Source organism: Streptosporangium sp. NPDC023825, assembly GCF_040639575.1.
In the GTDB taxonomy this organism is placed as follows: Bacteria; Actinomycetota; Actinomycetes; order Streptosporangiales; family Streptosporangiaceae; genus Streptosporangium.
The window spans coordinates 37,636-64,003 of the sequence record NZ_JBFAAE010000001.1; the positions used below are offsets into that span (position 1 = coordinate 37,636).

The window sequence follows — 26,368 nt, forward strand, 5'->3', positions numbered from 1 at the left end:
GGCGCGTCACGGGCGGCCGGGACCGCCAGGGGCGTCCGAGACCACCGGAGACGGGACCGCCGGAGAGCCGTCCAGGGCGGTGACCAGCCCCTCCAGATCCCGCATGAGCCGCTCGGTGCGCTCGGTGCCGTAGACCGCCTCGATCAGCCGATGGTGCTCGGCCACCCCGCCCTCGACCCGGGCCAGCAGCTCGGACCCGCGGTCGGCGAGGAAGACGGCGACCTTGCGGCGGTCGCCCGGATCGTGACCCCGGTAGACGAGGGAGCGGTCGATGAGCCGGTCGATGGCCTTGGTCAGCGTCGGGTGCGGCATCAGCACGGCCTCGGCCAGGTCGCCCATCGAGTGCCCCCGGCCGTCGGCGAGGGCGCGCAGGATGCGCCACTGCTCGACGGAGACGTCCTGGGCGGTCACCGCTGCGGCGAGTCCCCGGTTGACGCTGCGCTCGGCCCTGCTGAGGAGGTAGGCGAGCGAGGATCCCAGCCCGGTCGTCACCACATGGAGCTCCCGTCTGCGTCACGATCCGTGTCCCGTCCGAGTGACGGGACTGCCGTACCTATCCATTCCGGAGGATACTCGTCTGTGTGGCAGAAGCCATCACACCCGTCATAGAACCCCTGGAAGCCCAGCTGCTCCCGGGGGACGCGCTGCGCGTCGGGCTGGTCGTGCCGATCTCCGGCGTGCTCGGCCTGGTGGGGCCGTGCGCGATCAACTGCGCGGTCCTCGCCGCCGACGAGGTGAACCTCTCGGGCGGGATGCTCGGCAGGCCGGTGGAGCTGGTCCTGGTCGACGGGGGCCGTCCGGCGGCGCAGGTGGCCGCCGAGGTGGCGGGGCTCGCGCGCTGGGGCGCGATCGACGCCGTGGTCGGCACCCACGGCAGCGACGTCAGGATCGAGGTGGTGCGGGCGCTGGCCGGCAGGGTGCCGTTCGTCTACGCGCCGCCGTACGAGGGGGGCGGTCACGCGCCGGGAGTCTACTTCCTGGGCGAGTCCCCCGCCCGCCAGCTGCGGCCAGGCCTCGACTGGCTGATCGACCGCCGCCGGGCGCGCAGGTGGTTCCTGCTCGGCAACGACTACGTCTGGCCGCGCCTGGTCCACGGGGCGGCCCGCCGCCACCTCGCCGCGCGGGACGTCGGGGTCGTCGGCGAGCTCCTGGTGCCGTACGGCACCCGCGACTTCTCCCCGGCCCTGGAGAGGCTGGTGGCCGGCCGGCCGGACGCGGTGCTGCTCAGCCTGGTGGGCAGCGACCTGGTCGCCTTCAACCGGGCCTTCGCGGCGGCCGGGCTGTCCTGGCCGCGGCTCTGCGGCGCGCTGGAGGAGCACGGCCTGCTCGGCATCGGCGGCGACGCCACCGGCGAGCTGTACGGGGCGATGGGTTACTTCGCGAGCCTGGGCACCGACGACAGCCTGAGCCTCGGCGAGCGCTACGTCCGCCGGTTCGGCTCGACCGCGCCGCTGCTCAACGGGCACGGGCAGGGCTGTTACGAGGCGGTGCTGATGCTCGCCGCGCTCGGCTCGCGCGCCGGGACGCTCGCCGTGCCCGAGGTGGACGCGATCGCCGACGGCACCTCCATCGTCGCCGCGCGGGGGCGGCTGACCCTGCGCGGACGCGGGGTGCGGCGGCAGGCCCACATCGGCCGTGCCGACGGGCTGGACTTCGACATCGTCCGCTAGGGCCGGTACGGACTTCGGATCCGCAGGCGGGCGGAGGACCTCGAACCCGCGAAACCACCCCACGCGGTGTTCCCAGCGGGTCCAGGCGGGGTCGCGCGGTGTTCTCAGCGGGTCCAGGCAGGGTCGCGGCCGATGAGGCCGAGCATGCGGTCCAACGGCGACGCCGAGGCCGGGACGCCTACCTCCGGCCCGTAGACGCCCATCTCCCGCCCCTGCGCGGCGTTCTTGGCCAGTTCGTCGAGCAGGTACGCGACAAGGTCGTCGTCCCAGGCCGGGCGCCGGTCGATCGCCCGCGCCAGGTCCCAGCCGTGTACGACCAGCTCACCCACCACCATGCCTCCGACCAGCGACGCGGGCAGCTCCATCGGGCCGCCCATGTGCGTCGTCCCCTCCCACGCGGCGGGACGGCTCCAGGCGGCCACGGTGCGCTTGACGTGGATCTCGAGGGCGGCCGCCCAGTCCCCCTCGGTCAGGTCCACGTCCGTCTCGCTCCCGGCCGGTGGCGGTACGGTCTCCTTGCGCGCGGCCGCCTCGAGCGACGGCCCCCAGAACAGCAGGTGGTTGATCAGCTTGCGCACGTCGTACTCGGAGCACGGCGTCCGGGCACTCAGCTGGTCCGGCTCGATGATGTGAATGATCTCCGCCAGGGGCGCGGCCGCGCGGGTCATCAGCTCTCTGTCATGCATGGCGTCCAGGAAAACACGTCCCGCGACGGGTGTATTGAACAAACGCGACATAGGCTCGGCCGCATGCCCAGGGACATCCGTGAGCTCGCCGGTGCGTGGACGAGGTTCCAGCGCCACGCCTTCCCGAGGCCGTCGCCCGATCTGGCACCGTACGTCGAACGCTACTGGGTGGTCTCGTGGGACTACGCCGAGCCCTACAGGCAGCTGATCGTGCCGTACCCCAATGTGCACCTGACCTTCCGTGACAGCGGCGCGACGGTGCAGGGCGTCTGCGACGGGCATCGGGTCAGGGTGCTGGAGGGCAGGAGCGGCGTGTTCGGGGTGGCGTTCCGGCCCGGGGGGTTCCGGCCGTTCCTGGGTGCGCCCGTCTCGACGATCACGAACCGGTCTCTCGACGCGCGTCAGGTGTTCACCGGTGACCTGCCGGACCCGGTCGACGTCGCGGCCGTCGAGGACTTCCTCAGGGCGCGGCTGCCCGAGCGCGACGCCAAGGTGGAGCGAGCCGCGGGGATCGTCGCGACGATCGCCGCCAATCCTGAGATCACCAGGGTCACCACGCTGGCCGACCTCTTCGAGACCAGTGTCCGGGAACTGCAGCGGCTGTTCGCCGACTACGTCGGTATAGGTCCGAAATGGGTGATCCGTCGCTACCGGCTGCACGAGGTCACCGAGCGGCTGGCGCTAGGCGCGCCGGCGGACTGGGCGGGGCTGGCGACCGAACTCGGGTACGCGGACCAGGCGCACTTCGTCCGGGACTTCAAGGACATGTTCGGCGAGTCCCCGACCTGGTACGCCGAACGCCTCTAGGGCCCGTACGGGGTCGAGGCCGGGTGGGGCGGGCCCGGTCCCGGACCCGCGGCGGCGGCTCGCCGGCGGGTGCGGCGGTTCCGTACCGGTCCCGGATGTGTGGCGGGTCAAAGTCGGACAAAAACGTTCGACTGAAAACTTTTCCTTCGAAAAGAAAGGTTCTAGGGTACGGCTGCAGCCACTTCAAGGAGCCGTACATGACAACCGAGCCGTCACTGGAGCAATTCGGCTATCGACAGGAACTCCGCAGGTCACTGAGCTTCACCGACCTGCTCGTCTACGGCCTGATCTTCATGGTCCCGATCGCGCCGTTCGGCATCTTCGGCGGCGTCTTCCAGGCCTCGGGTGGCATGGTCGCCCTCGCGTACGCCATCGGCATGGTCGCGATGGCCTTCACCGCGCTCTCGTACGCGCAGATGGCCCGCGCGTTCCCGATGGCCGGATCGGTCTACACCTACGCGGGCCGCGGCATCGCCGCGCCCGTCGGCTTCCTGGCCGGGTGGGTGATCCTGCTCGACTACGTGCTGGTGCCCGCCCTGCTCTATCTCATCGCGAGCGCGGCGATGGCCTCCTTCGTGCCCGCCATCCCCGTCTGGGGCTGGCTGATCGTGTTCGTGGTGCTCAACACGGTCGTGAACTACACGGGCATCCAGATGACCGCGCGCATCACGAAGATCATGCTGATCGGCGAGCTCATCGTGCTGGCGATCTTCATGGTCGTCGGGGTGGTCGCCCTGGCCCAGGGCAAGGCCCAGGCGGGCGCGCTCAGCCCGCTGTTCGACTCCTCGACCTTCTCCTGGTCGCTCGTCTTCGGCGCGGTCTCGATCGCGGTGCTGTCCTTCCTCGGCTTCGACGGCATCTCGATGATGGCCGAGGAGAGCCGCGAGGACTCGCGGCGGCTCGGCAGGTCCATGGTCGCGGCGCTGGGCCTGGCCGGGGTGCTGTTCATCGCGCAGACCTGGGTGGCCGCGCTGCTCACCCCCGACCGGGCCCGCCTGCTGACCGAGGGCGACCCGGCGGGCACCGCCTTCTACGACATGGCCGCGTTCGCCGGGGGCCACTGGCTCAGCGTGCTGACCGCGGTCGCCACCGCCATCGCCTGGGGCTTCGCCAACTCCCTGGTCGCCCAGGCCGCCACCTCCCGGCTGCTGTTCGCGATGGCCCGCGACCGCCAGCTCCCCTCCTTCCTGGCCAAGATCGACCCCAAGCACCGGGTGCCCGTCAACGCCACCCTCGTGGTGGCCGCGGTCTCCCTGATCGTCGGGCTCTACCTGACCACCCGCGACGACGGCATCACGCTGATCAGCGGGCTGGTCAACTTCGGGGCGATGACCGCCTTCCTCGCGCTGCACGTGTCGGTGGTCGTCCACTACGTCGTGCGCCGGGGCAGCCGCGACCTGTGGCGGCACCTCGTCGCCCCGGCGCTCGGCTTCGCGATCCTGCTCTACGTCGTGATCAACGCCAGCATCGCGGCCCAGACGCTCGGCATCGTCTGGTTCGGCGTCGGCCTGGTGGTGCTGGGCGTCTCCTACGCCACGGGCCGCCGGCCCACCCTGGCCGGACTCGTCGACACCCCGGAGTCACCCGACACGGCCGGCAGGTCCTGAGAGCCCACGACCCCCGTCCCACCGACCCGACAACATGCGAGGGCAGAACCGTGTTCGAGATCTTCCAGGAGGTCGGGGAGAGGCCCGGCTCCTTCCGCGCCCCCTCCGCCCTTCCCGCAGCGGAACGCGCTTCCGCCCCGTTTCCCCTGGAGGCCGCGCGATGAACGTCTTCTCCTACCGCCCCGCGCCCGAGGACCTCAGCTACACCTTCGGCGGGCGGCCCGCGGTGGCCAGGGTCGCCCCCGGCTCCATCGTCGAGACGTACACCGAGGACTGCTTCGGTGGCCTGGTGACCTCGGTCGACGACCTGCCCTCGCGGGTCTGCGAGTTCCCCTACCTCAACCCCGTCACCGGGCCCTTCCACGTGGAGGGGGCCGAGCCGGGCGACACGCTCGCGCTGCACTTCGTCTCCATCGAACCCGCCAGGGACTGGGCCGTGTCGGCCACGTTCCCGCACTTCGGCGCGCTGACCGGCACCCACACCACCGCGATGCTCACCCCTCCCCTGGAGGAGCTGGTGTGGCGCTACGACATCGACACGGCCGCGGGCGTGGTCCGCTACCACGCGCGCAGGAGCGACTTCACGGTCGAGTTGCCGCTCGACCCGATGCACGGCACGGTCGGCGTCGCGCCCGCCGCGTCCGAGGCCCGCATGACGATCACCCCGGACGCCCACGGGGGCAACATGGACACCCCCGAGCTGCGCGCCGGGGTGACCGTCTACCTCGGCGTCAACGTCGAGGGCGGGCTCTTCGCGATCGGCGACGGGCACGCCAGGCAGGGGCACGGCGAGGTGTGCGGCACCGCCGTCGAGGCGGCGATGAACACCGTCGTCGCCGTGGAACTGATCAAGGGGGTGAGCACCCCGTGGCCCCGCCTGGAGGACGACGCCCACCTGATGTCCACCGGTTCGGCCCGCCCGCTGGAGGACGCGTACCGGATCAGCCAGCACGACCTGGTCACCTGGGCCTCCGAGCTCACCGGCCTGGACCCGCTGGACGCCTACCAGCTGGTCAGCCAGATCGGCGAGGCACCGGTCGGCAACGTCTGCGACACCAACTACACGATGGTCGCCAAGCTTCCCAAGTCCGCCCTCGGCCGTCCGGACGCCTACGAGTCGGCCCACGATCGCCTGCGCGCCCTCGGCCGGAGGTATCTGGCCGAACGCTGACCGAGGACGTCCCGCCGTCTTGCCGGCGGGGACCCGGCGAGCCGGTCGCCCGCGTCGTGCCACCGGGGCGCGCGGCGCGGGCGGTCAGGTCGCGGCGGCGACGATGTCCTCGCAGATCGCGTGGGTGGCCAGGGCATCGCCGGCGTCGAGGACGGTGCCGGAGCGGACCGCGTCGAGAAACTCCAGGCAGACCCGCTCGATACCCCGCTGCCGGGAGACCGGGGTCCAGTCGCCTCGCCTGGTGAGGGTCTCGCCGCCGGTGTAGTCGATCACGTCGGCCAGGTTGACCACGCGGCGCCTGGCACCGCCTCCCGTGACCTCCACGGTCTCCTCGGCCGCACCGCTCATCCTGTTCATGATCCCGAAGGCGGTGAAGCCGTCCCCGGACAGCTCCAGCGTCACGTACTCCAGCAGGCCGTCCCTGACCCGGGTGCGGATGCCGGTGTGCTCGACCTCGCCGGGCACCAGGAACCTGAGGGTGTCCACGACGTGGACGAAGTCGTCGTAGACGACGGTCCGCGGGTCGGCGGGGTGGCGCGCGCGGTGCTTCTGCATCACCACCAGGTCGCGGGGAAGATCGCGCAGTGCCGCGTAGGACGGCGCCCTGCGGCGGTTGAAGCCGACGAGCAGCGACCGTTCGCTCTCGCGTGCCAGCCGCACCAGGCGCTCGGACTCGGCGAGGGTGTAGGCGATCGGCTTGTCCAGGTAGACGTGCACGCCCGCTCGCAGCAGCGGCTCGACGACCTCCGTGTGCGCGGCCGTCGCGACGTGCACGAAGGCCGCCTCGACCCCCGCTCCGAGCACTTCGTCCACCGAGGAGGAACGGCGCTCGACCCGGTAGGCGTCGCCGAGGCGGTCGAGCGTGGCGCGGTCACGGGTGCACAGGTGGAGGTCGAGTCCGGGGGTCGCGCCGAGGACCGGCAGGTACGCCTTCTCCGCGATGTCCCCGAGGCCGATGACAGCGATCTTCATGCTCAAAGCGTACGGCGTACCGCCGGCCCTGCCCCGGCGGGTGCGGTCCCGGGCTCCGTCCGGGCGGGCGCCGGTCCCGCCCCCGCGCGTACGGCGTGCCGCCGAGCCCGCCCGGCGCGGGTGCCCCGCGAGCACCCGTCCCCGCGTACGGAGTGGGACGTCCTCCGCTACGCCGCCACGGCCAGGCGGTCGCGCCACCAGGCGAGCGTCGCGGCCAGCGCCTCGTCCATCGGGGTCGGCGCGAGGCCGAGGGCGGCCTGGGACTCGCCGGAGTCGAGGACGAAGGGGCGGACGAACTGGTAGCGCAGCTCCTCCAGTTCCCCGAGCATCGGTGAGAAGAGCCCGGCGGCGCGCAGCAGCAAGTGGGGCATGGCCTTGACCCCCGGATCGGGGACTCCGGCGAGCGCGCACAGGCGCTCGGCGACCTCGCGTACCGACATCGGCTCGTTCGTCGGGACGTGCCACGCGCGGCCCCAGGCGCGGTCTCCCTCGCCCGCCGCGACCAGGGTCCGCGCGACGTCGGGCACGTAGGTCCAGCTGTGCGGCTGGGCGGGGTCGCCGGCGAAGCGGACGGTCCTGCCGGCCAGCAGCGCGGGGACGAACCTCTCCCCGAGGTGCGACTGGTCGAGGCAGCCGGGGCCGAAGTAGTCGGATCCGCGCACCTCGGTCACCCTGACCCGGCCCGCCTCGTGCGCGGCCAGGGCGTCCCGCCACACCTTGACCCGGATCGCGCCCTTGGCGCTGGGCGGGTCCAGCGGGTCGTTCTCCCGCATCGGCCGGTCGGGAGCCGCGTAGACGTAGAGGTTGCCGAGGATGACGTATCCCGCGCCGGTGGTCTCGGCGGCTCCCAGCAGTGACGCGGCGAGCGGCGGCCAGTCGCGCGCCCACTCGTGGTAGCGCGGGTTGACGCAGTTGTAGAGGACGGCGGCACCCCCGGTCAGGGCGGTCAGCTTCTCGCGGTCGCTCACGTCCGCGGCGACCCTGCGGATTCCCGGCAGGTCGGGACCGGAGCCCGAGCGGCTGACGAGGACGACCTCGTGCCCCTGCCCGGCCAGCCGCCGGGCGACCTCGGAACCGACCTGACCGGCTCCCGCGATGACGTGCTTGGTCATGATTCCTCTTCCTTCACTGATCACTGATATGTCGGCTCACTGGTTCCAGACGAGCCGGAGGACTGCGTTGAGGACGAACACGGCGGCGAAGGTGACTCCGGGGACGAGGTGGCCCGCCATGACCAGGGCCGTGGCGCCTCCGCCGAACCAGAGAACCTCAAGGACGACGCGGGCGAAGCCGGTGAGCGGAATCGTCGCGCCGCCGGCCGCGCCGAAGATCGCCCAGATCGCGATGAACAGGGCGGGCCCGCCGAGGCCGAGGAGCAGCTTCAGCGGCCAGTCCGAGCCCACGACGAAACCCCAGTGACCGACGGAGGCCAGCACGCCCAGCTCCAGCAGGAACATGACGAGAAGGTTGAGGTTCTTGGCCAGGGACAGCATGGGGGCTCCTTGAGAATCACTGTTCCGTTCTGAGAGCAATGCTCTCTCTAGAGAGCAGTGTTCGTCAAGAGCAGTGCTCTCTTTTGTTCTCAGTGCTCTGATATGGTCGCGGCATGAGTTCGAGCCTCACCGCACGCGAGAGGGTCAGAGCCGAGCTGACCCGCGAGATCACAGACGTCGCCCGGCGGCAGCTGGCCGTCGACGGCGCGAGCGGCCTGTCCCTGCGCGCGGTCGCCCGCGAGATGGGCATGGCCTCGTCGGCGATCTACCGCTACTTCCCGTCCAGGGACGACCTGCTCACGGCCCTGATCATCGACGGCTACAACGCCGTCGGCGAGGCCGTGGAGAACGCCGACGCGGCCGTGCCGCCCGAGGACCACGGGGGCAGGTGGATGGCGGTCTGCCACGCCGTACGGGACTGGGCACTGGCCCATCCGCACGAGTACGCCCTGCTCTACGGCTCGCCCGTACCCGGCTACCGGGCACCGCAGGACACCGTCCCCGCCGCGGTCCGCGACACCGTCGTCTACGGCCGGATCGTCTCCGACGCCCACCGCGCCGGAGCGCTGAACCCGCCCGACACCGCACAGCCGCCCGTCCCGCCGTCCTTCCACGAGGACGCCGCGCGCGTGCGCGAGCTGATACCCGACGTCCCCGACGACGTGATCGTCCGCGGCCTGATCGCCTGGACCGGCCTGTTCGGCTGGCTCAGCTTCGAGCTGTTCGGCCAGTTCAACAACGCGATCCTCGACCTCGCGGCGGCCTTCGACCACGCCATGCGCTGCCAGGCCCGCACCCTCGGGCTACCTGCCTGACACGTCACGACTCGGCCGCACCTTCCCCGTCGACGTCCGGCAGCGCTTCACCACGCTCCACCTCGTACTGATCCGTCTCCGGTAGCTGCCGCTGGACCAGGAGAGGTGCATCGACGCCGACGAGTTGGAGCGGCTCATCTGCACGACATCGCATCCGGCCCGACAGCGCCGAACGCCAAGATCTTCCGTACGGTCAGGGGCGAGATGCACTTCGCCACGGTCGGGAGGGCGGGACGATCAGGGTGGCGGCGACGGGCCAGGCCTGCCATTCCCCGTGGGCCGCCGGGGCCGCGGTCGCCGGGACCAGGGCGTGCGCCGGACGGGACGTCTGGCGCGTTTCGGCGGCGGCGCCGCTCCGCCGCCGGAACGCCTCCGCGAGGAGGCCGTCAGCCGCGGTCTGACGTCCACGGTCTGACGCCACCCCTCCGCGTTCCCGCCCGGCGAACAGGGCGGCGCGCCTCTTCCACCCGTTCCCACGGGTGGAAGAGGCGTGCCGCGACGCCGCCGACGTGACCGGAGGCCGTCTGCCGCCGCCCGCACGACCGGGGTACCGGCGGCGGCGCCCCTGGGGCGTACGACGACCTCCGTGAGACCGTGTGACCGGCCGGAAGCCTCCTACCGGGAGAACTGCTTGCGCACGGCTCCCCGGAGGATCTGGCCCGGCCGCTGCTGCTCCCCGTGCAGGGAGGTCATGACGACGATCGTCCCGGTGAGGGCCGGGATGACCCACTGCATGAGCCGCAGCTGCTGCTGCGCTTTAGCCACGTCTTCCGGGGTCTCCTTCTCCGGCTTCACCGCGCCCTCCACGGGCACGTCGCCCGCGTCCGCCAGCTTGGCCCCGAGCATCCCGGTGTAGGCGGTCGCGGCCAGCGCGGCGGCGGTCAGCGCGGCCTTGGTCGCGGTGCTCGCCCCCACTCCATGCTGATGCGCCACGCGCTGCTTGTTGGCCGCCAGCAGGCCGGCCGAGCCGATGAGGAAGGCGCCGATGCCCACGGCGTTGACCGGCCTCCAGCGTCCCCATCCCACGTTCGCCACCCGCAGGCGCTCGCTCCTGTCACTGACCACGTTGGCAGCGCCGTTGAGGCCGATCGCGCCCATCAACGAGCCCCCGAACCAGGCGGCCAGCCCTACATCGTGCATCGCGCGCACGACCGTATTGCGTTCCATGCGTCTCCCCCTCGTCACAAGTGTCGGATTCGCGACCTTTATGGTTAACATCGCGCCGTTACCGCTGTGATGGGGGTTAACTACCCGGATCCACTCATGCGATCCGCTCATCTACTGATGTACGGATCAAGGTTGAGGCTGCGAACGGTCAGGAAACGGGGCCTTCCCCGAAGACCCGGGCGTCGAGGAACGGGTTGCGGAACTTGCCCGTGGGGTCGAGGTCGGCGGCCAGCCGCCGGAAGTCCGGAAGCCGGTCGTACAGGGAGTTCAGACGCTCGGGACCCATGAGGAAGAGCTTGCCCCAGTGCGGGCGGGCCTCGAAGGGCTCCAGCGCCTCCTCGACCACGGCGATCACCCGGCTCACCGCGGGCCAGTCCTTCTTCCAGGTGAAGTGGACGGCGACGGCGTCCTCGCGGTAGGCGGTGCTCAGCCACAGGTCGTCCGCCGCGACGGTGCGCACCTCCGAGATCTGCAGGACGGGGGCGACGACGTCCCTGACCGCGTCCAGCGCGCGGAGCGCGGCGAGGGCGTGGCGGCGCGGGAGCAGGTACTCCGACTGGAGCTCCTCCCCGCTGCTCGGGGTGAAGTCCAGGCGGAAGTGCGGCAGCCGGTCGTACCAGGGGCCGGGCACGCCCATCTGCGCGGTGCAGTTGACGGCGGACATCCCCGGCAGCGGGTGCCGGTCGGCCGTGGCCGCCGTGGCGTCCAGCCAGCGCGGCGCCGGCTCCCACGGGCCGGGTTCGCCGTCGCGGCGCTTCACCCACACCTGGTCGATCCCGGAGCCGGTCCAGCCGGTGAACAGGCCCACGCTGTACGCGGCCGAGAGGATCTCCTCGAAGTGCTCCTCCATCCGCGCCCAGGGCAGGTTCTCGTAGACGTACTGCCGCACCTCGAAGGCCGGGACGACGTCGAGGACGACCCTGGTGACGATGCCCAGCGCGCCGAGGGCGACGACCGCACCCGCGAAGCGGTCGCCGTCCTTCTCCCGGCTGAGGACGGTGATCTCACCGTCCGCGGTGACCAGTTCCAGGCCGGAGACGGCGGTGGCCAGGTTGCCGTTGGCGATGCCGGAGCCGTGCGTGGCCGTGGCGCAGGCACCGGCGACCGAGATGTGCGGCAGGGAGCCGAGATTGGGCAGCGCGTGGCCCCGTTCGTGCAGCCACCGGCTCAGCTCGCCGTAGCGCACCCCGCCCCCCACCGTGACCGTGCCCCGCACCGGGTCGAGCTCGAAATCGGCGGGCAGGCCCTCCAGCGAGACGAGGTCGCCACCGGGGCGGTCGGCGATCTCGTTGAAGGAGTGACGGGTGCCGAGTGCCCGGATGGCGCCGCTGCCGGCGACCAGCTCCTGGAGCTCCTCGATGCCGCCGGGGCGGTGGAACCGCGCGGCGCCATAGGTGATGTTGCCCGCCCAGTTCAGCAGTTCTCTGGTCACGATGTGCCCTCTCTACGCCTCACGCCAGGCCGTACGCGGCGGATGCGCGCCACACGCGGGTGATCGTGTGGGACACGGGCTCACCGGGTGACCGTGAGGGGCACGGGTCGCGACCGGGCGGTCGTGGTCGTGCGGGACACGGCTCAGGGCCGACGATCCTCCGGGGCGCGACGGCGGGCATCGCCGCACCCAGGGTAGTTCAGGAATTTCGCTACAACCGCCGCGAGTCATCACCATCCGGTCCGGCGCACTCGACGCGGACGGCGGGACCCGGCTGCTCAGAACCTCTCGGATGTCGTCACCACCCGGTCCGGTGCCATTCGACGCGGATGGCGGGAACCGGCCCGCTCAGGGTCTCTCGAGCATCGTCACCGCCCGGTCCGGCCATTCGACGCGGACGGCGGGAACCAGCCCGCTCAGAGCCTCTCGAGCGTCGTCACCGCCCGCGTCCGGCGCACTCGATGCAGGTCCGGGCGACCGGGCGTGCCTTCAGGCGCTCCAGGGCGATGGGCCGCCCGCAGTCGTCGCACACGCCGTAGGTGCCCTGCTGGAGCCGCTCGGCCATCTCGTCGAGGGTAACGAGATGATCTCGCGCCCTGTCGAGCAGGGCCTGGAGATGGGACCGCTCGAAGGCGATCGTCGCCCCCTCCGGGTCGTGCTCGTCGTCGTTGGCCACCAGTGCCGACGAATCGACGAGGTCGTCCCAGTCACGTGTCAACGCCGTGATCTGGGCCACCGTCCTCTCGCGGTCCGCGGTCAGAAGATCCCGCAGGGCCGCCCGCTGAGCAGAAGAAAGCACGGTTCCCGAAGGCTGCTTGCCCATCGCCGTCTCACCCCGTCCTACCGCGGATCCGCTCCTGGCCGTGGGCACCGGCTCGCGACGCGAGGCCGCCGACCCGGGACTTCCCTCCATTTTACGGCTCGCGGCGGTGAACGGCCCCCGTCCGGGGCCCGGAAGAACGGCTCGTACGGCGGCGGGGGCGTCCCCGCCGCCGTACGAGCTCCTTTCGTGGAAACCGGCGGCCGTCCGCCGGCGAGCAGGTCGTCGACCGCTCCGCCCGTGACCGCTCCGCCCGTGATCGCTCCGCCCGTGACCGCTCCGCCCGCCGTCCGGCGACGGGCCCGCTCGATCCCCCGGCCTCTTCGGTTCCTCTGGCCCCTTTGGCCTCTCCTGTCTCTGCGGCGCCCGCCGCCTCCCGGGCGACGATCGGCGGGCTGTCACGTGTCCCGGACGCCGAGCGGGTCCGGGACACGTGCTCCAGGGGTGTCCCACGGGACGGGTCCTGGGTGTCCCATGGGACGGGTCCTAGAAGGAGAAGATCGCCCCGGTCGCGGCGCGCAGCTCGCACTGGTTGCTGAAGGTCCGCCGGTAGTGGACGTAACGGCCGTTCCAGGTGCCGGTCACGGACGCGGTGACGGGGTCGTAGTGCCGCGGGCAGGCCATCCAGGGCAGCCTGACGTAGGCGGGGTTGCCCTGCACCCGGCTCAGCAGCGCGCACGCCTCCGGCCCGCGAGGGTGCGTGCCGTACGTCGGCGTGCATGCGAGCCGGACGGTCCGCGTCCTGCCCATTCGCGAGACGGACAGCGTGAGGCGCTTGGGGTACGGGCCGTCGATCGTCGGGCCCCACGGCGGGACCGTGACGGGCGGGCGGGGCGGCAGCGGTTGGGGACGAGGTGGCAGCGGGATCGGCCGGGGTGGGAACGGAACGGGCCTGGGCGGCGTCGGCCGGATCCACGACGGGTTGGGGACGGGTGGTTCCGGATTCGGGCGAGGCGGCAGGGGGTAGGGCAGCGGCACCGGCCGGGGCGGCCACGGGGGCGGGTCGACGGTCGATTGAGCCGCGGACGGGTCGGGTTCGTAGCGCGCCGGCTGCGCGTCCGCGGCGGCGGTACCGCTGAGGATGACGAGCCCGGCGGTGGCCAGGCCGAGGATACATCGCATGAATTCCCCCGATAAATACGAATTCCATAAACAGCCGAATATGTCGCGTTCGGTCAGTTCGGGGGGAGCGAGTTACACCCTGAGCTGCAAAGAGGCTATGTCGATGATGTTGGGATGTCTCGCAGCGACTCGCCATGGAATGCCATGAATTCATCAGATGGGAAACCCGCCGGACGGCCCGGTTGGAGCCCGGGACGAGCGGAGACGACTCGACCGCGCCCGGACGGATCTCGCGGTGGGCGCGGTCGGGTGAGCGACGTGGGTGCCTTGTGGGCGGCCGTCGGACCTCGTACGGCAGATCGTGCCGTACGAGGCGGGGGCTGTGCGGGAGGGAGCGGGTGGTACGGGCGCGGGGCGACGCGGACGGTGGCGGGCGTGAGGTGCGCGGGCGACACGAGCGCCACGAGCGACACGAGCGACGCGGCCGGTGCGGCCGTACGCGGGATCCGTGCCGCCCCGCCCGCTCCGCGCTAGCGGCCGGCGCGGTTGACCGCGGAGATGACGGCCTTGAGCGAGGCGGTGGTGGTGTTGGAGTCGATGCCGACACCCCACAGGGTCCGGCCGGCGATCTCGCACTCGATGTAGGAGGCGGCCTTGGCGTCGGTCCCCGCGCTCATGGCGTGCTCGGCGTAGTCGAGGACGCGTACCTGGACCCCGACCCGGGCCAGGGCGTCGCAGAAGGCGGAGATGGGACCGTTGCCGACTCCCTCGACCTCGCGGATCTCCCCGTCGAGGCGCAGGTCGGCGCTGATGGCGTCCTGCCCGTCACCCCTGGAGGTGCTCCGGTGGGCCAGCAGACCCAGGCGGCCCCACGGGCTCGTCGGGTTGGGCAGGTACTCGTCGGTGAAGACCTCCCACATCCGGGTGGCGTTCACCTCGCCGCCGATGGCGTCGGTGTGGGTCTGGACGGCGCGGGAGAACTCGATCTGCAGGCGCCGCGGCAGGTCCAGGTGGTGGTCGGCCTTCATGATGTAGGCGACCCCGCCCTTGCCGGACTGGCTGTTGACCCGGATGACCGCCTCGTACGTACGGCCGATGTCCTTGGGGTCGATCGGCAGGTACGGGACCGCCCAGGCGAACTCCTCGACCGGGACGCCCGCGGCGGCCGCGTCGCGCTCCAGGTGCTCGAAGCCCTTCTTGATGGCGTCCTGGTGGGAGCCGGAGAAGGCGGTGTAGACGAGCTCGCCGCCCCACGGGTGGCGCGGGTGGACGGGCAGCTGGTTGCAGTACTCGGTGACCCGGCGGATCTCGTCGATGTCGGAGATGTCGACCTCCGGGTCGACGCCCTGGGAGAACAGGTTCATGCCCAGCGTGACCAGGCAGACGTTGCCGGTGCGCTCGCCGTTGCCGAACAGGCAGCCCTCGATCCGGTCGGCCCCTGCCATGTAGCCCAGTTCGGCGGCGGCGACGGCGGTGCCGCGGTCGTTGTGGGGGTGCAGGGACAGCACGATCGAGTCGCGGTAGGCCAGATTGCGGTGCATCCACTCGATCTGGTCGGCGTAGACGTTGGGCGTGGCCATCTCGACGGTGGCGGGCAGGTTGAGGATGACCTTGCGGTCGGGAGTGGGCTGCCAGACGTCGTTGACGGCGTCGCAGACCTCCACCGCGTACTCCAGCTCGGTGCCGGTGAAGGACTCCGGGGAGTACTGGAAGTAGATCTCCGTGTCGTCCATCTCGGCGGCCAGCTTCTTGCAGAGCTTGGCGCCCTCGACCGCGATCGCGGTGATGCCCTCGCGGTCCTGGCCGAAGACGACCCGGCGCTGGAGGGTGGAGGTGGAGTTGTACAGGTGGATGATCGCCTGCTTGGCGCCGCGCACCGACTCGAAGGTCCGCTCGATCAGCTCGGCCCTGGACTGGGTCAGGACCTGGATCACCACGTCGTCGGGGATCAGGTCCTCTTCGATGATCTGCCGTACGAAGTCGAAGTCGGTCTGGGAGGCGGCGGGAAAGCCCACCTCGATCTCCTTGTAGCCCATCTTCACCAGCAGCTCGAACATCTTGAGCTTGCGGTGGGCGTCCATGGGGTCGATCAGCGCCTGGTTGCCGTCACGCAGGTCGACGGCGCACCACCGGGGGGCCCGGTCGATGACCTTCCCCGGCCAGGTGCGGTCGGCCAGCTGGATCGGCGCGAAGGACTCATAGCGCTTGAACGGCATGGGACTGGGCTGCTGCTGCGGATACATGCAAGGCTCCTCGACTGGGAAAACAATCGTGGCCGACGCGCATGGCTCGCTCCGCGACGAGGGAGCCGGCCTCTACAGGCCCTCGTCGCGGCAGCTAAGAAGCAGGCCGCGCAGCATGCCTAGCACGTTAGCAGACGTCTCAGGATGCCCGGGCCCCGGTCTCACATGGCGGAACTCGCAGATCTTCGGTGTCCCGCCCGGGGAAGGGCCGCCGTGCCCCGGGGCGGCGGGGACGCCGCGGCCCCGGGGCGGCGGCCCGGGACACGGTCAAGGACCTGTTCCGGCGCTTCCACGAGACCGCTTCCACGAGACGTTCGGTCCCGAGCGGATCGTCTTCGGCACCGACTCGTGCGACTTCCCGTGGGGATACATCACGCAGTACGCCGAAGAGCAGGTGCGCGTGATGGACGAACTGAACCTCTCCCTCGACGACCGGAGGCCGATCCTGGCGGGTAACGCCGCCCGGCTTCTCGGCCTCGACCTGCCCGGCGTGGCCACCAGCGGAAAGGACGCGGCATGAGCATCGGCACAGGCGGCACGAACACGGCTCGGGACACGGCTTCGGACACCGGCGCGAACACGGCTCCGGACACGACTCGGGACACGGCTCGGGACACGGCTCCGGACACCGGCGCGAACCTCCCCGCGAACACCGGCGCCGGCATCGCCGACGACCCCGACCGCGCGCCCGCGCGCTCCCACCTGTACGCCATGGGCATGTCCGACGAGGAGATGCGCCGTCCGGTCGTGGGCATCGCCTCCACCTGGACCGGCACCATGCCGTGCAACCTCACCCACCGAGAGCTGGCGGCGCACGTCGCCGAGGGGGTGCGGCGGGCCGGGGGCACCCCGATGGAGTTCAACACGATCGCGGTCTCCGACAACCTCACCATGGGCACTCCGGGCATGCGGGCCTCGCTGGTGAGCCGGGAGGTGATCGCCGACTCGATCGAGCTGATGGGACGCGCCCACGGGTTCGACGCGATGGTCTGCGTCGTGGGCTGCGACAAGACCGTACCCGCGGCGATCATGGCGATCGCCCGGCTGGACGTGCCGTCCGTGGTCCTCTACAGCGGCAGCATGATGCCCGGCCGCTGGCGCGACCGGGACGTCACCATCCAGGACATGTGGGAGGCGCTCGGCGAGCGGGCGGTGGGCCGCGTGTCCGCCGAGGACGTCGACGACCTCGCGCGGCACGCGTGCCCCGGCCCCGGCACCTGCGCCGCCCAGTACACGGCGAACACCATGGCGGGCATCGCCGACTTCCTCGGCCTGGCGCCGTTCGGCATCGGCGACATCCCCGCCGTCGCGGAGGAGAAGAACGAGGCGGCGCGGCGCGCCGGGGAGATCGCCATGGAGGCGCTGGCCCGCGACGCCCGGCCGTCCACGGTGCTGTCGGAGGGCGCGCTGCACAACGCGCTCGTGGCGGTCGCCGCGATGGGCGGCTCGACGAACTCGGTGCTGCACCTGCTGGCGATCGCCCGCGAGGCGGGCCTGCCGCTGCGGATCGACGACATCGGCGAGGTCTGCCGCCGGGTGCCGATCGTGGCCGGTCTCAAGCCCAGCGGCCGGCACACGGCCGCCGACCTGTGGCGCGCGGGCGGCACCGCGCTGGTGGCGCGGCGGCTGCACGAGGCCGGGCTGCTGCGCGAGGACGTCACCCTGGTCGACGGCCGCACCCTGGCCCAGGTCGCGGCGGACGCCGTCGAGACGCCGGGCCAGCCGGTGGTCGCCACCGTCGCCGAGCCGGTCAAGGGCCCGGGGGCGCTGGCGATCCTGCGCGGCTCGCTCGCCCCCGAGGGCTGCGTCCTCAAGCTCGGTGGCCGGCCCGACTTCCGCCGCGAGGGCCCGGCCCGGGTGTTCGACTCCGAGGAGGAGTGCTTCGCCGCGATCCAGGAGGGCGTGATCGTCCCCGGCGACGTGGTCGTCGTCCGCTACGAGGGACCGGCGGGCGGTCCCGGGATGCGGGAGATGCTCTCGATCACCGGGGCGCTCGTCGGGCAGGGGCTGGGCGACTCGGTCGCCCTGGTCACCGACGGCCGCTTCAGCGGCGTCTCCCACGGCCTGGTCATCGGGCATGTCGCCCCGGAGGCCCATCACGGCGGGCCGATCGCGCTGGTCCGTGACGGGGACACCGTCGTCGTCGACTCCGCCGCGAACCGGCTCGACCTGGAGGTCGACGACGAGGAACTGGCCCGCAGACGAGCCGCCTGGCGCCGCCCGGAGCGTGTCGTGGAGCGCGGGGTGCTGGCCAAGTACGCCGCCGTCGTGGGGTCGGCCTCCGACGGTGCGGTGACCTGCTGATCGGATACAGTCCAGAAGAACTCTGACAGGGGGAACCGACATGAGGGACGGCGACATCCTCGCCCACATCAACGAGTTGATCGCCGAGGAGCGGGAGCTCCGGGCGAAGCTGGGCTCGCACTCGATCTCCTCGCACGAGGAGAACAACCGGATCAAGCAGCTGGAGGAGGCCCTCGACCAGGCGTGGGACCTGCTCAGGCAGCGCCGGGCGCGCCGCGAGTTCGGCGAGGACCCCGACTCGGCGGCCCCCCGCCCCATCGACGAGGTCGAAGACTACCGTCAGTGACCGCCGGACCCGGAGGGTCCTTCCGGGAGGTCGTCGGCCGTCCCGCGGGGTTCCTCCGGAAGGTCATCGGCCGCCCGGGGACGGCGACCCCGGGGACGGCGACGGGCTCGAGGACGAGTTCGGCGACGGTGACGAGCTCGGAGAGGAGTTCGGGCTCGGTGGGGCCGGGCCGCTCTCCCCGGCCGGGCGGCCCTGGCAGCGCGAGTCGGCCGGAGTCCGCTGCGAGACCGGGGCGAGCCAGGAGATCACGCTGTGCTCGACGTACCAGCCGTGCAGGTTCACCCACGTCCGGGGCACCTCACCGGGGTCGGGACAGAGCACCTTCGACCGCAGCCGGTCGTTCTGGATGAACTCCACGACACCGTCACGCCGCAGAACGGTGGTCATCTGGTCGTCGCTGGCGACCATGTAGCCCACCACCACCTCCGCGGACCTCTCCGCGGTCGGCTTCTCCAGGGCGATCTCCATGGCGATCAGCGGGAGGATCGGCGCCCTCATCACGACCACGCCGACCAGGAACGGCGTGAACACCGCCATCCCGATCGCGATGCCGTGCGTCAGCACCCTGGCCGGAGCCTCGGGCACCGGACCGGTCAGCAGCGCCGCGAACACCGGGGGAAGCGTCAGGAGGATCGCGGTCGCCACGTCCCGCGCGGCGAACGCGGAGACGATGGCCGGCCACAGCAGGACGTACGACAGCACGGCGGCGATCACCGGAAGCGCGTAGCAGAACGTGGTCCGCAGTTCCTCGTGGTCCGGGAAGCGTTCACGCACGGTCAGCCCGAGCAGGGCCAGTGACAGCATCGCCAGCGTCGGCAGGAAGCGCAGCTGCCAGGTGCACACGCCCATCGCGACGGCGAGGACCACCACCCAGCCGGGCAGCCGCTGGGCGCTGTGCACCAGCCACGAGGAGCGGCCCGTGCTGATCCAGTGAAGAGTGCCCAGGAGCCTGCCGCCGACCACGACGACGGGCAGCACCCACACCGTGGTCAGCAGGACCGCGCTCAGCAGGCCCAGCGGGCTGATGGTCTGCACGAGCAGGAGCAGCGTCTGGGTGTCCTGCTTGCTGGCGTACCACAGCCGCATCACCAGCAGGACGATCGGGAACACCGGCAGCAGCGTGAGGAACCACTCCTGGTTCCTCGGCGCGTCCCTCACCCGCGCGTCGGGTTTCAAGGGGCGGAGGGACAATCCTGGACGGGGAGGGTCCGCTCCCACGGCCAGCGGCGCACGTCCGGGGGAAGCGCGCACGGCTGCCGCGCCTGCGCCACGTCCACCCCCGGGTTGGCCGCCAGCAACGGCCGGATGTGTTTCTCGTACGCCTCCTCCCACATCTTGTTCTCCGGATCGGCGTAGGAGCGGTAGAGCGCGAGGTCGACCAGGGTGCGCAGCGCGCCGTTGGAACCCGCGTTCACCGCCCACATCTCCGTCTTCTCCAGCGCGATGTCGTGGTGGCGCAGCTTCCTTCCCGGTTCCGCGACGAACCCGGCCAGCAGGGCCGCGTCGGTGGTCACCGCGTCGGCCGTCCTGTTGGCCGCGAGGCCGTCCGCGAGACGGTCCACGCACTTGCTGATCAGGAGCTCGGCGATGGGATCGACCTTGATCGCCTTTTTCAGCTCGACCAGGGAGGTCGAGGTGCCGAGCGAGCAGACCCTCTTGCCCTCGAGCTGTCCCAGGGAGGCGACGTTGTCGTCGGGGTAGTCGGCCCTGGTCACCACCGACTGCTCGGTGTAGAGGTAGGGCGTCGAGAAGCCGACGGAGGGGTCGGTCCTGCGTTCCGGCGTCACGCTGAAGGTCGCCACCACGAGGTCGACCTTGACGAACGCGCCGTCCGTGTCGCGGGCCTGCATGCGCGCCCTGTCCTCGGTCTCGATGGACAGGAAGTCGACCTGGTCGGGCCGGAAGCCCAGATCCGCCGCGATCATGTAGGCGATGTCGATGTCGAAGCCGGTGAAACCGGTCTCGCCCGGCTTCCGCAGGGCGATGCCCGGGGTGTCCTCCTTCACGCCGATCAGCAGCCGGTCCTTGTTGAGGAGCCCCGCCTTCTCCCGCAGCTCGGCCTCGGTGGGAGGCCCGCTCACCCACGCGACGGACACCCCGACCACGACCGCGGCGAGGACCAGCGCGATCCAGGCGGCCAGCCGGAAGCGGCGGAATCTGCGGCGGCGGGGCGGGCCGGACGGTCCGGGCGGGCCGATCGGCGGCCCTGGGCGGGGGCCCTCGGCGTCCGCGTCCTCGGACCGCGCGTCCCGGTCGTACCGGTCGTCGTCCCACCGGTCACGGTCATGGTCATACCGGTCGTCGGGCCGCCGGTCGGGCTCGTGTCGGTCGTCGTCCCAGCGGTCGCGCTCGTAGGGCCCGCGGGAGCGCCGCCCACGCCCGTACCGGTCGTCGTCCCACCGGTCGGAGTCGTGGCGGTCGGGCTCGTGGCGGTCATCGGGCCACCGGTCACGCTCGTCGCCCGGCCGCCGGTCACGCCCGCCCGCGGCCCGGTCCCGGCGCTCGCCGGTGGGCGGCTCCCCGGTCCCTCGGCCGATTCGCCCGCCGGGAACGTCACCCGCCGGCTCGCCGGCCGCGCGGCCGGGCCGTGCCTCACGCTCGTCACCGGCCGGGCCGCCGGTCTCCTCGCGGGAGGAACCGGTCTTGCCACGGGAGGAGCCGCTCTCCCCGCGGGAGGACCGGCCCCGCTTCGCGGGAGGCTCGGAGGGCTCGGGAGGGGAGGACACCCCCTCCGGCCGCTCTTCCCCGTCCGCAGGTTCCTTCGCCATGACACCCCCGGACTCCGCTTTTCTGGGCAGGTTATGTCGTCATCACCCACGGCGGGAGCCTCTTCATCAAGAAGTGATCAAACACGGCCTTCTTGATACGGAAAGTCCGATTCGGAGCTTTAACGGTCAGACGGCGAGAAGGCGGTGAATTCCCTCCCCGCGCAGTTCCTCGGCCTCCCCCGAGTGGACGACGTGCCCGGCGTCGAGAATGAGGAAGCGGTCGGCGAGGCGGAGCGCCAGGTCCAGATACTGCTCGACCAGCAGGAGCGACAGGCCGGTGGCGTGCAGCCGCTCGATCGCCTCCTCGATCTCGATGATGATCGACGGCTGGATGCCCTCGGTGGGCTCGTCGAGGATGAGCAGCTTGGGCCGGGTGACCAGGGCGCGGGCGATGGCGAGCTGCTGTTGCTGCCCGCCGGACAGGAATCCGGCGCGCCGCTTGAGCAGCGGCTTCAGCCGCGGGAAGGTCTCCAGGGCCTCCTCCAGCGCCTCCTGCGGCCCCTTGGCGGCCTCCAGCGTGACCTGGAGGTTGCCGAGCACGCTGAGCTGGGGGAAGGTCTCGTGCCCCTGGGGGACGTACGCCATGCCGAGCCGGACCCGCTCGTGGGGCGGCAGGCGCGTCACGTCACGCCCCTCGAAGACGACCGACCCCGAGGTGGCGGGCAACACGCCCATCACGGTGTTGAGCAGGGTCGTCTTTCCCACCCCGTTGCGGCCCATCACGCACATCAGCTGCCCGGGTTCCACCTCCAGGGAGACCCCGAACAGCACCCGGGCCCTGCCGTACCCCGCGTCAAGTTCCCGTACCGACAGCATCGCTGCGCTTCCTTCCGATGTAGACCTCCTGCACGCGCGGGTCCTCGCGGACCTGGTCCACCGATCCCTCGATCAGTACCTTGCCCTCGTGCAGGACGGTGACCTGCGAGGCGTACCTGCGCAGGAACTCCATGTCATGTTCGATCACGATCACCGTGTGGTCGTTCGCCACGGACGTCAGGAGCTCGCCGGTGCGCTCCCGCTCGTCCTTGGACATGCCGGCCACCGGCTCGTCCAGCAGGAGCAGCTTGGGGCGCTGGGTGAGCAGCATGCCGATCTCCAGCCACTGCCGCTGCCCGTGGGAGAGCACCCCCGCGGGCCGGTCGGCCAGTTCCTTCAGGCCGGTGGTCTCCAGGGCCTCGGCGACGGCGTCGGAGACACCTCGCCTGCGCCGGGCCAGCGACCAGAGCGGGCGGCGGAAGGACGCGGCCAGGTCGAGGTTCTCCAGGACGGTGAGCTCCTCGAAGACCACCGAGGTCTGGAAGGTCCGCCCGACGCCGAGCCGGACGATCCGGTGCTCGCGCAGGCCGGCCAGGCTGCGCCCGTCGAAGACGACCTCGCCGGTGGTCGGGCGGGTCAGGCCGGTGATGACGTCGATGAGCGTGGTCTTCCCGGCCCCGTTGGGGCCGATCAGGAATCGCAGCTCCCCCTTCTCGACCGTCAGGTCGACGCCGTCGATGGCGCGGAAGCCGTCGAAGACCACCGACAGCCCGCGTACCTCGATCATCGGGCTCATCCGACCTCCTCCATCACTCTCGTACCGGGAGCGTCCGCGGGCGGCGGTTCGGGGTCCGTACGGCGCCTCGACCTGCGCGCCCAGGCGTCGCGCGCCGACGCCGCCACGCCGAGGATCCCCTTGGGGGCCAGGGTCATGACGAGGATGAACAGCGCGCCCTGCAGGTAGAGCCAGCCGTCGGCGAACTGCTCGCTGAAGGACGTCTTGGCGTACCCCATCACGACCGCGCCGAGGATCGCCCCGGCCAGCGCGAACCTGCCGCCCACCGCGACCGCGACGACGAGCTCGAGGGAGGGCACCACGCCCAGCAGCGCGGGCGAGATGATGCCGACCACGGGCACGAACATGGCCCCCGCGAGCCCGGCCATGCCCGCCGACAGCGCGAAGGTGACGGTCTTGACCCTGGCCGGGTCGTAGCCGAGGAACCTGACGCGGTCCTCGCCGTCCCTGATGGCGACGAGCAGCCGCCCGAAGCGGCTTCTGACCAGCTGGCGGGCGCCGAGGTAGAGCAGCCCGGTGACGATCGCGACCGCGAAGTACAGCCCGCGCTGGGTGGAGTCGGCCGCCAGGTCCTGGCCGAACAGGTCGTAGAAGTTGGTCAGGCCGTTGGTGCCGCCGGTCAGGCCCTGCTGGCCGACGAGCAGGATGACGAACGCGGCGGCGAGCGCCTGGGTGAGGATCGCGAAGTACGCGCCGCGCACCCGCTGCCTGAACACCAGCAGGCCCAGCACCGTGGCGATCGCCATCGGCCCGACGACGACCATGGCCAGTGCGAACACCGGGTTGGCGAACGGTTTCCACAGGGCGGGCAGCTGCTCGACCCCGCTCCACACCATGAAGTCGGGCAGGTCGCCCTGGGCGTCCACCAGTTTCAGGTGCATGGCCATGGCGTAGCCGCCGAGCCCGAAGAACACGCCCTGGCCCAGGACGAGCATGCCGCCCTGCCCCCAGGCCAGGCCGATGCCCAGGGCGATGATCGCGAAGCAGAGGTACTTGGCCAGCAGGCCGAGGCGGAAGGGCTCCAGCAGGAGCGGTGCGACCACCAGGGCCAGCACGGCCACCACCGCGAAGACCCCCGGTCCCTTGAGTCGTGCGAGGTTCATGTCAGCGCCCTCGATCGGAGTACGAACAGGCCCTGCGGCCGGAACTGGAGGAAGGCGATGATCGCGGCGAACACGATGACCTTCGCCAGGCTGGCGTCGCTCCAGAACTCGGCGTAGGAGTTGAGCAGGCCGAGTCCCGCGGCGGCGATGACGGCGCCGCGCAGCTGGCCGAGCCCTCCGGCGACGACCACCAGGAAGGCGTCGACGATGTAGTAGGTGCCGAGGGCGGGTCCGACGGGGCCGATGAGGGTGAGGGCCACTCCGGCGACCCCGGCCAGGCCCGAGCCGATGAAGAAGGTGCGCTGGTCGACGTGGGCGGTGTTGATGCCGCTGACCGCGGCGAGCTGCCGGTTCTGCATCACCGCCTGCATCCGGCGGCCCTGGCCGGTGCGGTTCATGTAGGCCCAGACGCCGACGACGGTGGCGACGGCGAGGGCGAAGATGAACAGCCGGTTGTACGGCAGGGAGGCGATGCCGCCCTGCAGCCAGGTGGGCGCCTGGACCTGCACGTTGGGCGCGCCGAACAGGTCGCGGGCGAGCTGCTGCAGCACGAGGCTGACGCCCCAGGTGAGCAGCAGGGTGTCGAGCGGGCGGCCGTAGAAGTGCCGGATCGCGGTCCGCTCCAGGATGAGCCCCATCAGCCCGGCGACCAGGAAGGCCACGGGCAGGGCGACGATCACGGCCATCCGGCCGGTGAGGTCCTGGAGCAGGTAGGCGGTGTACGCGCCCGCCATGATGAACTCGCCGTGGGCCATGTTGATCACGCCCATCTGGCCGAACGTGAACGTCAGGCCGAGGGCGATGAGAAGCAGTACGGCGCCGATGGACAGGCCGATCGGGAGCTGGTTGAGAAACGCCTCCACCGAAGGTCCCCTTCCTACGAGTGTTTGGCTCCGGGGCGGGCCGCGCCGCATTGTGGGTGCGTCACGGTGCTGCCCGTGATCTGGTCACGGCCCGGCCCGGAGCCGGTCTGAGAGGGGGTCAGCCGTTGGCCAGGCCGCTCGCCCAGGGGTAGCCCTTGAGGTAGGGGTCGGGCTTGATCGGCTCGCCGGAGTTCCAGACCTCCTTGATGAGGCCGTCGGGCTGGATCACCCCGATTCTGGCCGTCTTGTACATGTGCTGGTTCTCGCCGTCGATGGTGACCTTGCCCTCGGGGCGCTCCAGGGCGATGCCCCCTGCGGCCTTCCTGACGGCCTCGACCTCGACGGACCCGGCCTTCTTGGCGGCCTCGGCCCAGAGGTAGACGGCGTTGTACCCGGCCTCCATCGGGTCGGAGGTCACCTTGTCGGCGCCGTACTTGGCCTTGAACGCGGCGACGAACTTCTCGTTGGCCGGGTTCTCGGTGGTCTGGTAGTAGTTCCAGGCGACGGGGTGGCCGGCGATGTTGTCGACGCCGATGCCCTTGACCTCCTCCTCGGCGACGCTCACCGACAGGACGGGCATCTGCTCGGCGGTGACCCCGGCGCTGTTGAGCTGCTTGAAGAAGGCGACGTTGCTGTCGCCGTTGAGGGTGTTGAAGACGGCGTCCGGTTTGGCCTGGACGACCTTGTTGGTCAGCGTGCTGTACTCGGTGTGGCCGAGCGGGGTGTACTCCTCGCCGAGGATCTCCATCCCGTTCGCCGCCGCGTACGCCTTGATGATCTTGTTGGCGGTCCGCGGGAAGACGTAGTCGCTGCCGACCAGGAAGATCTTCTTCTTGCCCTGTTCCTTGAGGTAGTCGAGGCCGGGGATGATCTGCTGGTTGGTGGTCGCGCCGGTGTAGAAGATGTACGGCGAGCTCTCCAGGCCCTCGTACTGGACCGGGTACCACAGCAGGGCCTTGCTCCGCTCGAACACCGGCAGCATCGCCTTGCGGCTGGCGGAGGTCCACCCGCCGAAGGTGGTGGCGACCTTGTCCTGGCGGATGAGCTTGGTGGCCTTCTCCGCGAAGGTGGGCCAGTCGGACGCTCCGTCCTCCACGACGGGGATCAGCTTCTTGCCGAGCACGCCTCCGGCGGCGTTGATCTCCTCGATGGCGAGCAGTTCCGAGTCCCGGACGGTCACCTCGCTGATGGCCATGGTGCCGCTGAGCGAGTGCAGGATGCCGACCTTGATGCCGTCCTCACCGCCGCCGGCGGAGGCCGCGCTCGTGCCCGAGGGGGCTTCGCCTCCGCAGGCGGCCAGCGCCGTGGCCAGCGCCGCGACGACGATCCCGGAGCGCCATGCTGTGTTCCTCAATGACTTTCCTCCTTGCCGGTACGGCCCCCGCACCGATCTATCTGCCGTCAAGGTGACTGAGTGAGGTTTCCCGCCTAGTTCGTGATTGTTAATTGCGCTTTACCGGGACTTCACCGCCGTGACAGGACGCGGCGGCGCGGACACCACACCATTTTTTATCCCGACATATCACCAAATTTCGTGATATCTGCTT

25 protein-coding genes are annotated in these 26,368 nt (G+C 71.1%); 8 read left to right on the forward strand and 17 right to left on the reverse strand.

The features are described from left to right. Positions 1 to 6: 6 nt before the first annotated feature. Positions 7 to 495 carry a MarR family winged helix-turn-helix transcriptional regulator gene (locus tag AB0G15_RS00170; protein ID WP_362834209.1) on the reverse strand — a complete coding sequence of 163 codons (489 nt, stop codon included), beginning with the start codon at positions 493 to 495 and terminating at the stop codon, positions 7 to 9. Positions 496 to 581: 86 nt separating this feature from the next. Here AB0G15_RS00170 and AB0G15_RS00175 point away from each other — a divergent pair, with 86 nt between their 5' ends. Beyond that, positions 582 to 1,670 carry a substrate-binding domain-containing protein gene (locus AB0G15_RS00175; protein ID WP_362834210.1) on the forward strand — a complete coding sequence of 363 codons (1,089 nt, stop codon included), beginning with the start codon at positions 582 to 584 and terminating at the stop codon, positions 1,668 to 1,670. A 104-nt stretch (positions 1,671 to 1,774) separates the two neighbouring features. Here the strand turns inward: AB0G15_RS00175 and AB0G15_RS00180 are convergent, their stop codons facing one another. Continuing rightward, complete coding sequence (locus tag AB0G15_RS00180; protein WP_362834211.1) at positions 1,775 to 2,356, reverse strand: TIGR03086 family metal-binding protein; 582 nt, start codon at positions 2,354 to 2,356, stop codon at positions 1,775 to 1,777. 63 nt (positions 2,357 to 2,419) lie between these two features. On the opposite strand from AB0G15_RS00180, the gene AB0G15_RS00185 reads away from it, so the two are divergent. The 3 genes from AB0G15_RS00185 (at position 2,420) to AB0G15_RS00195 (ending at position 5,941) form a co-directional block, all read left to right on the forward strand. Then, complete coding sequence (locus AB0G15_RS00185) at positions 2,420 to 3,163, forward strand: helix-turn-helix domain-containing protein (protein ID WP_362834212.1); 744 nt, start codon at positions 2,420 to 2,422, stop codon at positions 3,161 to 3,163. Positions 3,164 to 3,360: 197 nt separating this feature from the next. Next, a complete protein-coding gene (locus AB0G15_RS00190; RefSeq protein WP_362834213.1) occupies positions 3,361 to 4,770 on the forward strand; it encodes an APC family permease in 1,410 nt (469 codons plus the stop codon). Between the two features lie 160 nt (positions 4,771 to 4,930). Beyond that, a complete protein-coding gene (locus AB0G15_RS00195; protein WP_362677277.1) occupies positions 4,931 to 5,941 on the forward strand; it encodes an acetamidase/formamidase family protein in 1,011 nt (336 codons plus the stop codon). An 84-nt stretch (positions 5,942 to 6,025) separates the two neighbouring features. On the opposite strand, the gene AB0G15_RS00200 is transcribed toward AB0G15_RS00195, so the two are convergent. The 3 genes from AB0G15_RS00200 to AB0G15_RS00210 all read right to left on the reverse strand — a co-directional run bounded on the left by AB0G15_RS00200 (position 6,026) and on the right by AB0G15_RS00210 (position 8,406). Next, positions 6,026 to 6,913, reverse strand: coding sequence for a Gfo/Idh/MocA family oxidoreductase (locus AB0G15_RS00200; RefSeq protein WP_362834214.1), 888 nt, complete (start codon positions 6,911 to 6,913; stop codon positions 6,026 to 6,028). Positions 6,914 to 7,080: 167 nt separating this feature from the next. Then, positions 7,081 to 8,025 (reverse strand): NAD-dependent epimerase/dehydratase family protein, encoded by a 945-nt coding sequence (locus AB0G15_RS00205; protein ID WP_362834215.1) that lies wholly within the window; start codon positions 8,023 to 8,025, stop codon positions 7,081 to 7,083. 36 nt (positions 8,026 to 8,061) lie between these two features. Beyond that, positions 8,062 to 8,406, reverse strand: coding sequence for a YrdB family protein (locus AB0G15_RS00210; RefSeq protein ID WP_362834216.1), 345 nt, complete (start codon positions 8,404 to 8,406; stop codon positions 8,062 to 8,064). A gap of 113 nt (positions 8,407 to 8,519) precedes the next feature. Here AB0G15_RS00210 and AB0G15_RS00215 point away from each other — a divergent pair, with 113 nt between their 5' ends. Next, positions 8,520 to 9,221, forward strand: a complete 702-nt coding sequence (locus tag AB0G15_RS00215; protein ID WP_362834217.1) for a TetR/AcrR family transcriptional regulator — start codon at positions 8,520 to 8,522, stop codon at positions 9,219 to 9,221. A 615-nt stretch (positions 9,222 to 9,836) separates the two neighbouring features. Here the strand turns inward: AB0G15_RS00215 and AB0G15_RS00220 are convergent. The 5 genes from AB0G15_RS00220 to leuA all read right to left on the reverse strand — a co-directional run bounded on the left by AB0G15_RS00220 (position 9,837) and on the right by leuA (position 15,945). Further along, positions 9,837 to 10,388 carry a hypothetical protein gene (locus tag AB0G15_RS00220; protein ID WP_362834218.1) on the reverse strand — a complete coding sequence of 184 codons (552 nt, stop codon included), beginning with the start codon at positions 10,386 to 10,388 and terminating at the stop codon, positions 9,837 to 9,839. A 148-nt stretch (positions 10,389 to 10,536) separates the two neighbouring features. Continuing rightward, positions 10,537 to 11,820, reverse strand: a complete 1,284-nt coding sequence (locus AB0G15_RS00225) for a D-arabinono-1,4-lactone oxidase (protein WP_362834219.1) — start codon at positions 11,818 to 11,820, stop codon at positions 10,537 to 10,539. A gap of 436 nt (positions 11,821 to 12,256) precedes the next feature. Further along, on the reverse strand, positions 12,257 to 12,643 hold the full coding sequence (locus AB0G15_RS00230) for a TraR/DksA C4-type zinc finger protein (protein WP_362834220.1): 387 nt from the start codon (positions 12,641 to 12,643) through the stop codon (positions 12,257 to 12,259). Positions 12,644 to 13,126: 483 nt separating this feature from the next. Next, a complete protein-coding gene (locus AB0G15_RS00235; RefSeq protein ID WP_362834221.1) occupies positions 13,127 to 13,762 on the reverse strand; it encodes an SSI family serine proteinase inhibitor in 636 nt (211 codons plus the stop codon). Between the two features lie 470 nt (positions 13,763 to 14,232). Next, complete coding sequence (gene leuA / locus AB0G15_RS00240; RefSeq protein ID WP_362834222.1) at positions 14,233 to 15,945, reverse strand: 2-isopropylmalate synthase; 1,713 nt, start codon at positions 15,943 to 15,945, stop codon at positions 14,233 to 14,235. A gap of 115 nt (positions 15,946 to 16,060) precedes the next feature. On the opposite strand from leuA, the gene AB0G15_RS00245 reads away from it, so the two are divergent. The 3 genes from AB0G15_RS00245 to AB0G15_RS00255 are packed head-to-tail and all read left to right on the forward strand — an operon-like array spanning position 16,061 to position 18,535. Continuing rightward, positions 16,061 to 16,465 (forward strand): amidohydrolase family protein, encoded by a 405-nt coding sequence (locus tag AB0G15_RS00245; protein ID WP_362834223.1) that lies wholly within the window; start codon positions 16,061 to 16,063, stop codon positions 16,463 to 16,465. Further along, the gene (gene ilvD / locus AB0G15_RS00250) at positions 16,462 to 18,249 is read left to right on the forward strand and encodes a dihydroxy-acid dehydratase (RefSeq protein WP_362834224.1); all 1,788 of its coding nucleotides are present in this window, start codon (positions 16,462 to 16,464) and stop codon (positions 18,247 to 18,249) included. Before AB0G15_RS00245 ends, ilvD begins: the two co-directional genes overlap by 4 nt. A 40-nt stretch (positions 18,250 to 18,289) precedes the next feature. Continuing rightward, complete coding sequence (locus AB0G15_RS00255) at positions 18,290 to 18,535, forward strand: DUF2630 family protein (RefSeq protein WP_362677304.1); 246 nt, start codon at positions 18,290 to 18,292, stop codon at positions 18,533 to 18,535. A gap of 63 nt (positions 18,536 to 18,598) precedes the next feature. Here AB0G15_RS00255 and AB0G15_RS00260 read toward each other — a convergent pair whose 3' ends face one another. The 7 genes from AB0G15_RS00260 to urtA all read right to left on the reverse strand — a co-directional run bounded on the left by AB0G15_RS00260 (position 18,599) and on the right by urtA (position 26,175). Further along, positions 18,599 to 19,711: a hypothetical protein gene (locus tag AB0G15_RS00260; RefSeq protein WP_362834225.1), complete on the reverse strand. Its 1,113-nt coding sequence runs from the start codon at positions 19,709 to 19,711 to the stop codon at positions 18,599 to 18,601. Continuing rightward, entirely contained in the window at positions 19,708 to 21,303 is a 1,596-nt protein-coding gene (locus tag AB0G15_RS00265) for a transporter substrate-binding domain-containing protein (RefSeq protein ID WP_362834226.1), read from the reverse strand. The genes AB0G15_RS00260 and AB0G15_RS00265 overlap by 4 nt, the downstream gene beginning before the upstream one ends. 126 nt (positions 21,304 to 21,429) lie before the next feature. Then, positions 21,430 to 22,119, reverse strand: coding sequence for an urea ABC transporter ATP-binding subunit UrtE (urtE, locus tag AB0G15_RS00270; RefSeq protein ID WP_362677310.1), 690 nt, complete (start codon positions 22,117 to 22,119; stop codon positions 21,430 to 21,432). Next, the gene (urtD, locus tag AB0G15_RS00275) at positions 22,097 to 22,846 is read right to left on the reverse strand and encodes an urea ABC transporter ATP-binding protein UrtD (RefSeq protein ID WP_362834465.1); all 750 of its coding nucleotides are present in this window, start codon (positions 22,844 to 22,846) and stop codon (positions 22,097 to 22,099) included. Before urtD ends, urtE begins: the two co-directional genes overlap by 23 nt. Before the next feature lie 5 nt (positions 22,847 to 22,851). Next, a complete protein-coding gene (urtC, locus tag AB0G15_RS00280; RefSeq protein ID WP_362834227.1) occupies positions 22,852 to 23,958 on the reverse strand; it encodes an urea ABC transporter permease subunit UrtC in 1,107 nt (368 codons plus the stop codon). Next, positions 23,955 to 24,821, reverse strand: coding sequence for an urea ABC transporter permease subunit UrtB (gene urtB, locus AB0G15_RS00285; RefSeq protein ID WP_362677314.1), 867 nt, complete (start codon positions 24,819 to 24,821; stop codon positions 23,955 to 23,957). Before urtB ends, urtC begins: the two co-directional genes overlap by 4 nt. Before the next feature lie 118 nt (positions 24,822 to 24,939). Continuing rightward, positions 24,940 to 26,175 (reverse strand): urea ABC transporter substrate-binding protein, encoded by a 1,236-nt coding sequence (gene urtA, locus AB0G15_RS00290; RefSeq protein ID WP_362834228.1) that lies wholly within the window; start codon positions 26,173 to 26,175, stop codon positions 24,940 to 24,942. Between the last annotated feature and the right edge of the window lie 193 nt (positions 26,176 to 26,368).

Excerpts from the sequence above, each read along its gene's own strand:
- AB0G15_RS00180 (WP_362834211.1), bottom strand. The coding sequence starts at position 2,356 with ATGCATGACAGAGAGCTGATGACCCGCGCGGCCGCGCCCCTGGCGGAG.
- AB0G15_RS00265 (WP_362834226.1), bottom strand. The coding sequence starts at position 21,303 with ATGGCGAAGGAACCTGCGGACGGGGAAGAGCGGCCGGAGGGGGTGTCC.
- ilvD (WP_362834224.1), top strand. The coding sequence starts at position 16,462 with ATGAGCATCGGCACAGGCGGCACGAACACGGCTCGGGACACGGCTTCG.
- AB0G15_RS00255 (WP_362677304.1), top strand. The coding sequence starts at position 18,290 with ATGAGGGACGGCGACATCCTCGCCCACATCAACGAGTTGATCGCCGAG.
- AB0G15_RS00185 (WP_362834212.1), top strand. The coding sequence starts at position 2,420 with ATGCCCAGGGACATCCGTGAGCTCGCCGGTGCGTGGACGAGGTTCCAG.
- AB0G15_RS00205 (WP_362834215.1), bottom strand. The coding sequence starts at position 8,025 with ATGACCAAGCACGTCATCGCGGGAGCCGGTCAGGTCGGTTCCGAGGTC.
- urtE (WP_362677310.1), bottom strand. The coding sequence starts at position 22,119 with ATGCTGTCGGTACGGGAACTTGACGCGGGGTACGGCAGGGCCCGGGTG.
- AB0G15_RS00245 (WP_362834223.1), top strand. The coding sequence starts at position 16,061 with ATGCCTAGCACGTTAGCAGACGTCTCAGGATGCCCGGGCCCCGGTCTC.
- AB0G15_RS00210 (WP_362834216.1), bottom strand. The coding sequence starts at position 8,406 with ATGCTGTCCCTGGCCAAGAACCTCAACCTTCTCGTCATGTTCCTGCTG.
- urtC (WP_362834227.1), bottom strand. The coding sequence starts at position 23,958 with ATGAACCTCGCACGACTCAAGGGACCGGGGGTCTTCGCGGTGGTGGCC.
- AB0G15_RS00215 (WP_362834217.1), top strand. The coding sequence starts at position 8,520 with ATGAGTTCGAGCCTCACCGCACGCGAGAGGGTCAGAGCCGAGCTGACC.
- AB0G15_RS00230 (WP_362834220.1), bottom strand. The coding sequence starts at position 12,643 with ATGGGCAAGCAGCCTTCGGGAACCGTGCTTTCTTCTGCTCAGCGGGCG.
- AB0G15_RS00200 (WP_362834214.1), bottom strand. The coding sequence starts at position 6,913 with ATGAAGATCGCTGTCATCGGCCTCGGGGACATCGCGGAGAAGGCGTAC.
- leuA (WP_362834222.1), bottom strand. The coding sequence starts at position 15,945 with ATGTATCCGCAGCAGCAGCCCAGTCCCATGCCGTTCAAGCGCTATGAG.
- AB0G15_RS00190 (WP_362834213.1), top strand. The coding sequence starts at position 3,361 with ATGACAACCGAGCCGTCACTGGAGCAATTCGGCTATCGACAGGAACTC.
- urtD (WP_362834465.1), bottom strand. The coding sequence starts at position 22,846 with ATGATCGAGGTACGCGGGCTGTCGGTGGTCTTCGACGGCTTCCGCGCC.
- AB0G15_RS00195 (WP_362677277.1), top strand. The coding sequence starts at position 4,931 with ATGAACGTCTTCTCCTACCGCCCCGCGCCCGAGGACCTCAGCTACACC.
- AB0G15_RS00235 (WP_362834221.1), bottom strand. The coding sequence starts at position 13,762 with ATGCGATGTATCCTCGGCCTGGCCACCGCCGGGCTCGTCATCCTCAGC.
- AB0G15_RS00220 (WP_362834218.1), bottom strand. The coding sequence starts at position 10,388 with ATGGAACGCAATACGGTCGTGCGCGCGATGCACGATGTAGGGCTGGCC.